The organism is Arthrobacter sp. Cza30, from assembly GCF_059090765.1.
Genome location: NZ_JBNHGA010000011.1, coordinates 20,010 through 32,703, shown reverse-complemented (window position 1 = coordinate 32,703; position 12,694 = coordinate 20,010). Strand labels below are relative to the sequence as shown.

The 12,694-nt window shown below is 67.8% G+C and carries 11 protein-coding genes; 8 read left to right on the top strand and 3 right to left on the bottom strand.

Annotated elements, in window-relative coordinates:
* The first annotated feature begins 1 nt into the window (after position 1).
* From AC5RVZ_RS29060 to AC5RVZ_RS29025, 8 genes are all read left to right on the top strand, one after another.
* On the top strand, positions 2–757 hold the full coding sequence (locus AC5RVZ_RS29060) for a YebC/PmpR family DNA-binding transcriptional regulator (RefSeq protein ID WP_494069101.1): 756 nt from the start codon (positions 2–4) through the stop codon (positions 755–757).
* Positions 758–783: 26 nt separating this feature from the next.
* The gene (gene ruvC, locus AC5RVZ_RS29055; RefSeq protein ID WP_494069100.1) at positions 784–1,344 is read left to right on the top strand and encodes a crossover junction endodeoxyribonuclease RuvC; all 561 of its coding nucleotides are present in this window, start codon (positions 784–786) and stop codon (positions 1,342–1,344) included.
* A 163-nt stretch (positions 1,345–1,507) separates the two neighbouring features.
* Entirely contained in the window at positions 1,508–2,143 is a 636-nt protein-coding gene (ruvA, locus tag AC5RVZ_RS29050) for a Holliday junction branch migration protein RuvA (protein WP_494069099.1), read from the top strand.
* A 1-nt stretch (position 2,144) separates the two neighbouring features.
* Positions 2,145–3,227 carry a Holliday junction branch migration DNA helicase RuvB gene (ruvB, locus tag AC5RVZ_RS29045; RefSeq protein WP_494069098.1) on the top strand — a complete coding sequence of 361 codons (1,083 nt, stop codon included), beginning with the start codon at positions 2,145–2,147 and terminating at the stop codon, positions 3,225–3,227.
* A gap of 142 nt (positions 3,228–3,369) precedes the next feature.
* The gene (locus AC5RVZ_RS29040) at positions 3,370–3,813 is read left to right on the top strand and encodes a preprotein translocase subunit YajC (protein ID WP_494069097.1); all 444 of its coding nucleotides are present in this window, start codon (positions 3,370–3,372) and stop codon (positions 3,811–3,813) included.
* 111 nt (positions 3,814–3,924) lie between these two features.
* A complete protein-coding gene (gene secD / locus AC5RVZ_RS29035) occupies positions 3,925–5,652 on the top strand; it encodes a protein translocase subunit SecD (RefSeq protein WP_494069096.1) in 1,728 nt (575 codons plus the stop codon).
* Entirely contained in the window at positions 5,653–6,648 is a 996-nt protein-coding gene (gene secF / locus AC5RVZ_RS29030) for a protein translocase subunit SecF (protein WP_494069095.1), read from the top strand. It begins immediately after the preceding gene.
* 278 nt (positions 6,649–6,926) lie between these two features.
* On the top strand, positions 6,927–9,137 hold the full coding sequence (locus AC5RVZ_RS29025; protein WP_494069094.1) for a RelA/SpoT family protein: 2,211 nt from the start codon (positions 6,927–6,929) through the stop codon (positions 9,135–9,137).
* Between the two features lie 58 nt (positions 9,138–9,195).
* Here AC5RVZ_RS29025 and AC5RVZ_RS29020 read toward each other — a convergent pair whose 3' ends face one another.
* The 3 genes from AC5RVZ_RS29020 to AC5RVZ_RS29010 form a co-directional block, all read right to left on the bottom strand.
* Entirely contained in the window at positions 9,196–9,807 is a 612-nt protein-coding gene (locus tag AC5RVZ_RS29020; RefSeq protein ID WP_494069093.1) for a type IV toxin-antitoxin system AbiEi family antitoxin, read from the bottom strand.
* A gap of 97 nt (positions 9,808–9,904) precedes the next feature.
* Positions 9,905–11,725, bottom strand: a complete 1,821-nt coding sequence (locus tag AC5RVZ_RS29015) for a DUF349 domain-containing protein (protein ID WP_494069092.1) — start codon at positions 11,723–11,725, stop codon at positions 9,905–9,907.
* Between the two features lie 63 nt (positions 11,726–11,788).
* Positions 11,789–12,580, bottom strand: coding sequence for a peptidylprolyl isomerase (locus AC5RVZ_RS29010; RefSeq protein WP_494069091.1), 792 nt, complete (start codon positions 12,578–12,580; stop codon positions 11,789–11,791).
* Positions 12,581–12,694 lie beyond the last annotated feature (114 nt).

Here is a 12,694-nt window from a genome sequence, read left to right as displayed (position 1 = left end):
CATGGCCGGACACTCGAAGTGGGCAACCACCAAGCACAAGAAGGCCGTGATCGACGCCAGGCGTGCCAAGTCGTTCGCGAAGCTGATCAAGAACATTGAGGTGGCGGCGCGCAACGGGGGAGCGGACATGTCCGGCAACCCCGCGCTGGAACTGGCCGTCCAAAAGGCCAAGAAGACCTCGGTTCCCAACGACAACATCGACCGCGCGGTCAAGCGCGGCGCCGGCCTGACCGGCGAAACGGTGGACTACAGCGAAATCATCTACGAGGCCCGCGGGCCGCAGGGCTCCGCTGTGCTGATCGAGTGCCTCACTGACAACAAGAACCGGGCCGCCTCCGAGGTTCGCCTGGCCATCACGCGCAACGGCGGCACCATTGCCGACCCGGGGTCGGTGTCCTACATGTTCTCGCGCAAGGGCGTGGTGTCCCTGCCCAGGAACGGGCTCACGGAAGACGACCTCCTGATGGCGGTGCTCGAAGCCGGCGCGGAGGAAGTCAAGGAGCAGGGCGACAACTTCGAGGTCCACACCGATCCCACGGACCTGCGTGCCGTCGTGGGCGCGCTGGAAGAGGCCGGCATCGATTACGAAACCGACGAGATCGAGTTCGTGTCCTCGATGGCCGTGGATCTCGACGCGGACGCGGCCCGGAAGTTCATGAAGCTGGTGGATGCCCTCGAGGATTTGGACGACGTCCAGAACGTCTACTCCAACGCCGACATCAGCGCGGACGTCCTCGCCGAAATCGAGAACGACTGACACCGGTCCGGCCGTCGCCGTCGGCCATGCGCGTGCTGGGGGTGGACCCGGGCCTGACCCGCTGCGGCCTGGGCGTGGTCGATGTCGAACCAAACCGGCGCTCCTCCCTGGTGGACGTCGGGGTGGTCGGAACCACCCCGGACATGCCGCTGGAGCTGCGCCTGCTGAAGATTGCGGACGCGATCGACGAATGGCTCGACGCGCACGCCCCCGACGTGCTCGCCGTCGAACGCGTTTTCAGCCAGACCAATGTCAGCACGGTGATGGGCACCGCGCAGGCGTCCGGCGTGGTCATCGCGGCCGCGGCACGGCGCGGGATCGGCGTCGCGCTGCACACCCCCACCGAGGTCAAAGCGGCGGTCACCGGCAACGGGCAGGCGGACAAAGCCGCCGTGACCAAGATGGTGACCCGGATCCTTCGGCTGGACACCCCGCCGCGCCCGGCCGATGCCGCGGACGCCCTGGCGCTGGCGATCACCCATGCCTGGCGCGGCGGAGCAGCGAAACCGGCTGCCGGCGGCGGGATGACGACGGCGCAGCGGCTCTGGGCGGAAGCCGAAGCGAAGGCCAAGCGCACCCGCCGCTGACGTGCGGCCGGCGGCGGCCGCGGAAGCGGGGCCACGGTGTGGCGGTGGCCGGCAATGTCCGTGCTGCCCCGTAAGCTATTCGTAGATATGTTCGGACAATCCGCCGCCGTGCTGCCTGCGGGGCGGACTCCGGGCCGCAGTGCCGGAATTGGGAGTTGAGTTCATGATTAGCTCGTTGCGCGGCGTCGTCGCCCACGTGGGATTGCAATCGGCCGTGATCGACGTCAACGGATTCGGCATGCTCGTCCAGGCGACGCCGCAGACCCTGGGCACGCTGTTCGTGGGGCGGGAGGCCGAACTGGCCACCACCATGATTGTGCGCGAAGACTCCATGACGCTGTTCGGTTTCGAGGACGCAGCGCAACGGGAAGTTTTTGAAACCCTCATCTCGGTCAGCGGGGTCGGTCCGAGGCTGGGCCTGGCGGCGCTGTCGGTGCACTCGCCCGAGGCCCTGAGGGTTGCCGCCGCGGAGGGGGACAGCAAGGCATTCACCAAGGTTCCGGGCATCGGGCCCAAGCTAGCCGGCCGGATCGTGCTCGAGCTGGCCGGGAAGCTGATCCCCACCGGCGAGCAGGCCCCCCAGCAGAAGGGCGGCTGGAAGGGACAGGTGCAGGAGGCCCTCGCCGGCCTGGGCTGGTCCGAGAAGGACGCCGCCGCGGCGGTGGACACCACCGCCGATGAAAATCCGGAGGCGGCAGCAGCAGGCAACGTGGGCGACTTGCTGCGGCTGACCCTGCGCAGGCTCGGCCAGGACGGCGCCCGGACCGGCGCGGCCCGGCGGACCGCGGGAGTGAACTAGCGTGGCGGAGGAATCCGAGAACAACCGGCTGGTCGCCAACACGTCGGAAACCGAAGAACGGGCGATCGAATCGGCGCTGCGGCCCAAGAACCTGGACGATTTCGTGGGCCAGGCCCGGGTCCGCCAGCAGCTGTCGCTGGTGCTGGAGGCGTCCCGGATCCGCGAACGGACAGCCGACCATGTTCTGCTGTCCGGCCCGCCCGGGCTGGGCAAGACCACGCTGGCCATGATCATCGCCGCGGAAATGAACGCGCCGCTGCGCATCAGCTCCGGGCCGGCGATCCAGCACGCGGGCGACCTGGCAGCGATCCTGTCGTCGCTGACCGAGGGGGAGATCTTCTTCCTGGACGAGATCCACCGGATGTCGCGGCCGGCAGAGGAAATGCTCTACATGGCGATGGAGGACTTCCGGGTGGACATCGTGGTGGGCAAGGGCGCCGGCGCCACCGCCATCCCGCTCGACCTGCCGCCGTTCACCCTCGTCGGGGCCACGACCCGGGCCGGACTGCTGCCGGGCCCGCTGCGCGACCGGTTCGGTTTCACCGGGCACTTGGAGTTCTACGCCGTCGCGGAGCTTGAACTGGTGCTCCGCCGCTCGGCCATGCTGCTGGACCTCAAGGTGAGTTCGGCCGGTTTCGCCGAGATCGCCGGGCGCTCCCGCGGCACGCCCCGCATCGCCAACCGTCTGCTGCGCCGGGTGCGGGACTGGGCCCTTGTGCACAAGATCGAGGAGATCGATGCGCGGGCGGCAGCGGCGGCGCTGGATATGTACGAAGTCGACGAACGGGGACTGGACCGGCTGGACCGGGCGGTGCTGACCGCCCTGATCACCAAGTTCGGCGGAGGGCCCGTCGGCCTGTCCACCCTGGCCATAGCCGTCGGCGAGGAAACCGAGACGGTGGAGACGGTGGCCGAGCCCTACTTGGTCCGCGAAGGGCTGCTCGGCCGGACGCCGCGCGGACGGATCGCCACCGCCGCGGCCTGGCAACACCTGGGGCTGGCGGTGCCGGATCACCTGGCAGCGGGACAGACCGAAGACCTGCTCTCGGAACTGGAGCCGGACACGGATTTCGCCGAAAACTGAAGCTTGACCGTGTAAGGGCGGTCACCGCGTAGAATGGTAGGAACGTGCGGAGTGCGCCGTCCCTCACCGGACGCGGCAGGCTGCGTACACGGTCCGGATCTTCCTACCGGTCCGCTCCAGACTTCTAGGACGGAACTTTCCTGTGTTCGTAAATCTCTTCACCGGCACCACTCCCCAGCAGCAGTCGGGCGGCATCGACGTGATGACCATCGGCCTGTTCGCCGTTTTCGCGCTGTTGATCTTCTTCATGTTCCGCAAGCAGAAGAAGGTCCAGGCGCAGATGCGCGAGAAGGCCGAGCGCATCAAGGAGCAGATGGTGCCGGGCACCGAGGTGATGACGCAGTTCGGCCTCTTCGGCACCGTCGTTTCCCTCGACCCCGACAACAACAAGGTGGTCCTTGAACTGTCGCCGGGCAACACCGCCACCGTGCACACCCAGGCGGTGAACGAAGTCGTGACGCCGGAGGCCCCCGAGGTTCCCGACGACGCCTCGTCCCTCACCGCGGAAAGCGCTACCCGCCCGGAGGAATCCGCCGAGGACACCCTGAAGCGGCTCAACGAAGAGCAGAACAAAGACACCAAGTAGGCCAGCGACGGCTTAGCCGTATAGGCGTGCAGTGGCGGGGCATGCCCCGCCACTTCGCCATGTACCGGCCGGTTCCGCCGGCCGACTGAGCCGATGAGAGAAAGATCTTCCATGGCACGATCCGGTTCCACCAGCATTGCGCGGCGGACACTTATCTGGCTCGGTGTGCTCCTGGCCGCCGGCACCGTCATCCTGGGCAGCGGTGTATTCACCGGCCAGGCGAGCTGGGCGCCCAAGCTGGCGCTCGACCTTGAGGGCGGCACCCAGATGATCCTGGCTCCGCAGGTCCAAGGCGGCGGAGGCGAGATCACCGCCGAGCAGCTCAACCAGGCCGTGGAGATCATCCGCCAACGCGTCGACGGCTCCGGCGTGGCTGAAGCTGAGATCACCACGCAGTCCGGCCGCAACGTGGTGGTCAGCCTGCCCGGTGTTCCGGACCAGCGGACCCGCGAACTGATCCAGGCGTCGGCCGCCATGGAATTCCGCCCGGTGCTCACCGCTGCGCCGGGTTCCGCCGTTCCCGAGGAAGAGCGGACGCCCGAAGCGGACCTTCCAAAGCCGGCGGGCGACCCGGAGAACGCCAGCGACTTGAACTGGATCACCCCGGAGCTCTATCAGGAGTTCGAGGCGCTGGAGTGCCTTGACCCGGCCGCGGCCGAAGAGGAGAGCGAGCCTGCCGACCCGGCCAAGCCGATGGTCGCCTGCGAACCGGATACCGGCATGAAGTACATCCTGGGCCCGGTGGAGGTGCCCGGCACCGATATCGCAGACTCCAGCTTTGGCCAGGTGCGCGGCACCCAGGGACAGACGCTGAACCAGTGGGCAGTGAACATCGAGTTCAACAGCGAGGGAACCGCAACCTTCAAGGAAGTGACCGAACGGCTGTTCGGGCTCTCCGGCGCCCAAAACCAGTTCGCCATCGTGCTGGACGGCGAGGTGATTTCCGCTCCCACGACCAACGCGGTCATCCCGGACGGCAAGCCGCAGATCACCGGCAACTTCACGGAGGAATCTGCCCGTGTCCTCTCCGAGCAGCTGAAGTACGGCGCGCTGCCGATCAGCTTCGAGATTCAGAGCGAGCAGCAGATTTCCGCCACTCTGGGCGCCGACCAGTTGAGGATGGGGCTGTTCGCCGGGCTCATCGGCCTGGTGCTGGTCGCCGCCTACTCGATCTTCCAGTACCGCATGCTCGGCCTGGTGACCATCGCGTCACTGGTGGTGGCCGGCCTCATGACTTATCTGGCGATCGCGATCCTGGGCTGGACCGAAAACTACCGGCTGTCGTTGGCCGGGGTCGCCGGCCTGATCGTGGCGATCGGCCAGACCGCCGACTCGTTCATCGTCTACTTCGAACGCATCCGCGACGAACTGCGCGAGGGCCGGGGCCTGGTCTCGGCCGTGGACAACGGCTGGAAGCGTGCACGGCAAACCGTGCTGGCTTCCAAGGCGGTCAACTTGCTGGCCGCCGTCGTGCTCTACTTCGTGGCGGTCGGCAACGTGCGTGGCTTTGCCTTCACGCTGGGCCTGACCGCGGTGGCCGACCTCCTGGTGGTCTTCATGTTCACGCACCCGGCCATGCAGTTGCTGGCACGCACCAAGTTCTTCGGCGAGGGCCATCGGTTCTCCGGCCTGGATCCGCGCCTGCTGGACGCGGTGCCGCTGTACCGCGGGGCGGGCCGGATCCGCCAGCCCGGCGAACGCAAGGTGCCGGTGCGGGCCAAGAACGCCGCCGCGGCTGCCGAAGCCGACCGCCGCCAGACCATCGCCGAACGCCGGGCGGCCGAGAAACAGCGCGCCACCAGCGGCGCGGGCCGCGGGTCCGACAAGGAGAGCAACTAAATGGCCAACTTTGCTAAGTGGGGCAACGATCTCTACACCGGCAAGCGCTCCTACGACTTTGTCTCCAAGTACCGGCTCTGGTTCGGCATTGCCGCCGCCGCGATCCTGCTGTCCATCGTCGTGCCGTTCGTCAAGGGCGGCTTCAACCTGGGCATCGATTTCCGCGGCGGCTCCGAGTTCACCGTGTCCAACGTGGAAAACACGGACGCCGGTCCGGGCGAGGCTGCCGTGGCCGGGGTCGCGGCGGATGCCGATCCCCGCGTGACGAACATCGCGCCGGGGACCATGCGGATCCAGACCGAGCGCCTTGACGACGACCAGACCCTGGAACTGCGCGACGCCCTCGTCGAAGCCTACGGCGTCAATCCCGATGAGGTGACGTCCTCGTTCGTCGGTCCCACCTGGGGTGCGGACGTGACCCGGCAGGCGGTCTGGGGTCTCATGGTGTTCGTTGTGCTGGCGGCGATCATGATGGCGTTGTACTTCCGGACCTGGAAAATGTCCGTCGCCGCGCTCAGCGGCCTGGTGGTGGTGCTCATTGTGACCGCCGGCATCTATTCGCTGAGCGACTTCGAGGTGACGCCCTCGGCGATCATCGGCTTCCTGACCATTTTGGGGTACTCGCTGTACGACACGGTGGTGGTCTTCGACAAGATCCGCGAGAACACGGAAGACCTGGACAAGTCCACCAGGAGGACCTTCGCGGAAGAGGTCAATCTCGCCGTGAACCAGACCCTGGTCCGGTCCATCAACACCTCCGTGGTCGCCGTCCTGCCGGTCGCCGCCATCTTGTTCATCGGCGCGTTCCTGCTCGGCGCCGGCACGTTGAAGGACGTGTCCCTGGCACTGTTCATCGGCATCATCATCGGCACCGCCACCACAATCTTCATTGCGGCGCCGATGTATGCGCGGCTCCGGGCCAAGGAACCGGCGCTGCTCAAGCAGGCCAAGAAGGTCGAAGAACGGCGCCGCACCGAGGCCGCCCCCGTCGGGTGACGCCGCACCGGAACGCCCGAGCCGCCGGACGAGCATAGAATGGTTTCCGGAACAATCCTGGGCTGTGCGCCGCCAGCCAGCGGGCCAAAAGGCTGTAGCGTCGGTACCAGGACTCATCGGGAAGGCGGGAAGGATTGGCCGAACACCTCAGGTCGACAGACCAGGCCAGTGACGCCGGTGTGACACCGGATCCTGGTCCTTCTGTTGTGCCCGCGGCCGCCGAAGTCCCGGGCAACGCTCCGGTCCGCCATGCCTTCCCGGGGCGCCGGGAACGGACGATGTCCCGGCTTGCCCGGCTGGCCGGCCGGGGCGGCACCAGCTACTCGCCCATCCTGGAGCCGCTGCTGCGCACCGTCCGGGCCAACAACCCGCGCGAGGACTTCGACCTGATCCACCGCGCCTTCGTGGTGGCCGAACGCAGCCACCGCGGGCAAAAGCGCAAGAGCGGCGACCCGTACATCACCCATCCGGTGGCTGTCGCCACGATTCTCGCGGAACTGGGCATGACGGGCACAACGCTGGCCGCCGCCCTGCTGCACGACACGGTCGAAGACACCGAGTACACGCTCGCCGACCTGAAGGCCGAGTTCGGTCCGGAAATCGCGATGCTGGTGGACGGCGTCACCAAGCTGGACAAGGTGCAGTTCGGCGACGCGGCGCAGTCCGAGACGGTGCGCAAGATGGTCGTGGCGATGGCCAAGGACATCCGCGTCCTGGTGATCAAACTGGCCGACCGGTTGCACAACGCCCGGACCTGGCGCTTTGTCTCACCGGAGTCGTCGGCGAAGAAGGCGCGCGAAACCCTGGAGATCTTCGCCCCGTTGGCGCACCGGCTGGGCATGAACACCATCAAGTGGGAGCTGGAAGATCTCTCCTTCGCGGCCCTGCACCCGAAGGTCTACGAAGAGATCGTGCGGATGGTGGGGGAGCGCACCCCCGAACGGGAGAAGTACCTGACGACGCTGCGCACCAAGATCGGCGACGACCTGCGCGCCGTGAAGATCAAGGCCACGATTACCGGCCGGCCCAAGCACTACTACTCCATCTACCAGAAGATGATCGTGCGGGGTAAGGACTTCGACGACATCCACGACCTGATGGGCATCCGGGTACTGGTGGACACGGTGCGCGACTGCTACGCGGCACTCGGTGCCCTGCATGCGCGCTGGAACCCGCTGCCCGGCCGGTTCAAAGACTACATCGCCATGCCCAAGTTCAATATGTACCAGTCGCTGCACACCACGGTGATCGGCCCGGGCGGCAAGCCGGTGGAAATCCAGATCCGCACCCACGAGATGCACCGCCGCGCCGAGTACGGCGTCGCGGCCCACTGGAAGTACAAGGACATCGCCCGCGGCGCGACGGCCGACGGCGGTGACATGGGATGGCTGCGCAGCCTGGTCGACTGGCAGCAGGAGACCAGTGACCCCGCCGAATTCCTGGACTCCCTCCGGTTCGAAATCAACGCCAAGGAAGTCTTCGTCTTCACGCCCAAGGGTGAAGTCATGGCGCTGCCGGCAGGATCAACGCCGGTGGACTTCGCCTATGCCGTGCATACCGAGGTCGGCCACCGCACCATCGGTGCCCGGGTCAACGGCAAGCTGGTCCCGCTGAACAGCGAACTCAGCCATGGCGACTGGGTGGAGATCTTCACCTCCAAGGCGGAGGGCGCCGGTCCCAGCCAGGATTGGCAGGGCTTCGTCAAGAGCCCGCGGGCACGGAACAAGATCCGCCAGTGGTTCACCAAGGAGCGCCGCGAAGAGGCGATCGAAAAGGGCAAGGACCAGCTCACCCGCGCGATGCGGAAGCAAAACCTGCCGCTGCAGAAGATGATGACGCACGACGCGTTGATGTCGGTGGCGCAGGAACTTCACCACGCCGACGTGTCGGCGCTGTACGCCGCCGTGGGCGACGGCCATTCGTCCGCCCAGAACGTGATCGAGCACTTGGTCGGCCTGCTCGGCGGACGCGAAGCGGTCGAGGAGGCCGAGCCGTCGCTCCCGACGACGGTCAGGCGGCCGAAGCATCCGGACTCCGGCGTCACCGTCGTCGGGGTCGGCGACGTCTGGGTCAAGCTGGCCCGGTGCTGCACCCCGGTCCCGCCGGATCCCATCATCGGGTTCGTCACCCGGGGCTCGGGCGTGTCGGTGCACCGCTCCGACTGCCGCAACGTGGTGGAACTGCGCGAAAGCCCCGACCGGATCGTCGATGTCGCCTGGGCGCCCACCCAGTCCAGCGTCTTTCTGGTGGAAATCCAGGTCGAGGCGCTGGACCGCAAGAGCCTGCTCTCCGATGTCACCCGGGTGCTCGCCGAGAACCATGTCAATATCCTCTCCGCCACGGTGCATACCTCGAGCGACCGGCTCGCGATCTCGCGGTTCTCCTTCGAGATGGGCGACCCGAAGTACCTCAGCCATGTGCTCAGCGCGGTCCGGCGCATCGACGGCGTCTACGACGTGTACCGCACCTCGGGGTCCCAGCGCCGCTGATCCGCCCGCCCGCGGGCTGACACCGCTCCGCGGCCGCCCCGCAGGAACGCTCCCGCCGTTAGGCTGTGCCCATCGCCGCGTCCAGGCGCTGCAGCGCCCGGGCCTTGCCCGGCAGCCTCGGCCTCGCCTCGACCGCCTGCCGGATGGCGTCCAGCGGACAGCCGAGCCCGCTGGCCCCGGCCAGCGCCCGCAACACGGGGATGGCCTCTTGGTCCGGAGCGTGCAGGGCCACGTCCAGCGCGGTCCTCAACGGCGTGCTGACCGGGACCCCGCCGATAGTCACGGTATCCAGGGGGCCCAGGGTCACTTCGTGGATCAGGGCAAGGCGATACCGGCCCTGCGACGTGGTCCTGTGCCGGTGGTCCAGCAGCACCGAGAGCTTCTGCGGGGCCGGCGCGCAGCCGTAGACCCATGCCGCCGTCATCCTCCCCAGCACCACTTTCCGGCGGACCTGCCCGGGCAGGCTGAAGTACGCGGCCGCCGCGCGGTGTCGGGGTGTGATCGGCTCCCACGGCACGGCGAACCCCGGACCGTAGACGTTGACCAGGAGGCCCTCCAGGCGCATGCACTCCAGTTCGCTGCGGCTGAACGGATGCCCTGGCCGCAGTACCGCCGGCGCGGCCTGGGCGGTACGTTCAGCCGCCGTGGCGGCGGGATGCAGACGGGCCATGCAGACAGCATGCCAAACGGTCCGGGACAGCCGAAGGGCCCCCGAACGCCTTGTGGAAAGCGTTTGGGGGCCCTCCGGTTGTGTAGGGCTTAGCCTGCTAGGAGAAGTCCTCCGCCGAGCGCTGCAGCGTGTCGAGCCACTGGCGGCGGGCCTCCAAGGCCTCCCGGGCCTTGGCGATCCGCCGCTGGTCGCCGGCCTTTTCGGCCTGGGCCAGGTCATCCTCGAGCCCGGCGATGGCCGACTCGAGCTGGGACAGGGCACTGTTGGTGCGGGCCTTGGTCTCCGGGTTCGTCCGGCGCCAATGGTCGTCCTCGGCGGCCTTCACCGCATCCTCGACCTTGCGCAGGCCGGCATCGATCCGCTGCATGTCACCGCGCGGAACCTTGCCGGCTTCCTCCCAACGATCACGGATGGACTGCAGGGCCTTCTTGGCTGCGGACAGGTCGGTCACGGGCAGCAGCGCCTGGGCCTCGGCGACCAGCGCTTCCTTGACCACCAGGTTGGCGGCGAACTCCTGGTCGATCGCCTCGTTGGCGGACTGGCGTGCCGCGAAGAACTTGTCCTGCGCTGCCCGGAACCTGGCCCAGAGCGCGTCGTCGTCCTTGCGGCTGGCGCGCTTGGATGCCTTCCAGTCGTCCATCAGCTTCCGGTACTCGGCCGCGGTGTGGCCCCAGTCGGTGGAGGTGGAAAGCTCTTCGGCCCGGGCGATCAGGGCTTCCTTGGCGGCCTTTGCCGCAGCGTTGTCACTGTCCAGCTGGCTGAAGAACGCGCGGCGGTGCCGATCGAAGACCGTCCGTGCGGAGCGGAACCGTTTCCACAGTGCGTCCTCGGTGCTGCGGCCCAGCCGGATGCCGCTCTTCTGGGCGGCCTTCCACGCGTCGAAGAGTTCGTTCATGCGGGCGCTGCTGGTCTTCCACTGCACCGACGACGGGTCCTTGCCGGCGATCTCCTCGGCTTCGGCCACGATGGCTTCGCGGGCCGCCAGTTCTGCGGCACGCTGGGCTTCCTGGTTTGCCTTCTCGGCCTTCTGCAGTTCGCTGATGGCAGAGCCAAGTTTCGCCAGCCGGGACTCGAGCGCGGGCACGTCGCCCACCATGTGGCGCTCGGCCACCTGGGCCTTCAGATGCTCGAGGGTCTTGTGCATGTCGTTGGAGGGAGCCTTGGCTTCGACCCGCTGTTCCAGCAGGGCAGCCTGGGCCGCCACGTCGTCATACTTGCGCACGAAGTAGGCCAGCGCCTCGTCCTTGCTGGCGTCCGGGTACTGTCCGACCGGATGCTCCTGCCCGTCGACCAGCAGGAACACGTGGCCGTCGTCGGTGACGCGGGCCCACTTGGACGCCTCGGACAGCGGTGTGGAGGCGACCGCCGGAACAGGGATGACCTGCTGTGCGGGAGCAGCGGCAGCAATCTTCCCCGGCATGGCCGCCGGCGTGGGCCTGCGGCCCGGGGCGGGCTTCGGGGCCGGTTTGCCCGCCGGCTTCGGGGTACTGGGGGAGGGCGAGGCCGATGCCTCAACCTCGGTGGCCTGCGGCGCCGTGGCAGCCGGGTGCTCCGTAGCCGCGGCTTCGCCAGCCTCCGGCGACCGCTCAGCCTGCTCGGCTGGTGCCTGTTCGGGCTCCTCAGCCTTCGGCGCGTGCTCAGCAGGGACCTGTTCCGTCTCGTTGGCCGGGGCCTGCTCAGCAGGGACCTGATCCGTCTCGTCGGCCGGCGCCTGATCAACAGGGACCTGTTCCGTCTCGCTGGACGGGGCCTGGTCGGTTGCCGGCTCGGCGCTGGCCGCCTCTGCGGCAGGCGGCTGGCCGGCTGCCGAGCCGTTTGCGGTTTGTTCGGTCGGAACCTGTTCCGCTGCCAAACCGTTTGCGGCGGGCTCGGTCTCGGCGGTCTGGGCTGCTTCGTCGGATTGCTGACTAGGTGTCACCGCTAGAACTCTTTCGCTTGTGCCTGGGGCCGCGTATTCAGCGGCACCATCGTGGTGGGGTGCTCACTGGAGGGTGAACGACTCTATTGTTACCGGTATCTTAGGCGGGCCGTCCTGGCTGTCGGCGTCCTCGACGCCTCCGGCCGCGATCTGCTCGATGACGTCCAGCCCTTCGGTTACCTTACCCATAATCGTGTAGCCGCCGGTATCCTGCGGGATGGTGGAATCTTTCCACGCAATGAAGAACTGCGTCCCGTTGCTGTAGGTATCGGCGCCGCGGGCGACGGCGACTGTGCCGGCCGGATACACGCCGTCTTCGGGGGTGTTTTCCACCGGGCCCCACTGGTATTTGGGGTCGCCGCCGCCGGCCCCGTCCACGGAACCGCACTGCAGCACGCCCATGCTGGCGGCGGTCGTGAGCCGGTGGCAGTTCTTGCCCTCGAAGAAACCGTCCCGGGCCAACGTGCTGAAGACCGCTGCCGCCTGCGGCGCCGCGTTGCCGTCCAGTTCCACGCCGATGTCGCCCTCGTTAGTGGCGATGGTGCCGCTGAAGATCTTTCCCTCGGCGATCTCCGGCGACGGGATGCCGGCCGCGTTGGCGGACGGCCGCGGCGAGGCGACGCCTTGCGGGTCTTCGAGGCCCTGGCGGACCTGTTCCACCTCGGACGGAGTGGGGTTCGAGGCGAACACGGTCAGCTGGACGATCACGCCGCCGGCCACCAGGGCCGCCAAGGCTGCGCCGCCGATGATGTTGTCGCGCTTGCGTCGCGCCGCCTGCTGCCGGCGCAGGTCGCGTTTGGCCTCCATCCGGGCGATGCGGCGCCGGGTTTCGCGGTCATGACGGCTCCGGGCCAAAGCTCCTCCTGGTCGTTGCGATGAACGGCTCCGCCCGACGCCGGGGCGGCGCCCGGCAGCGCGTTTGGTTCCGCTGCCGTGGCAGGCCTTAAACTGGTCCAGCAGTCAGTCTAG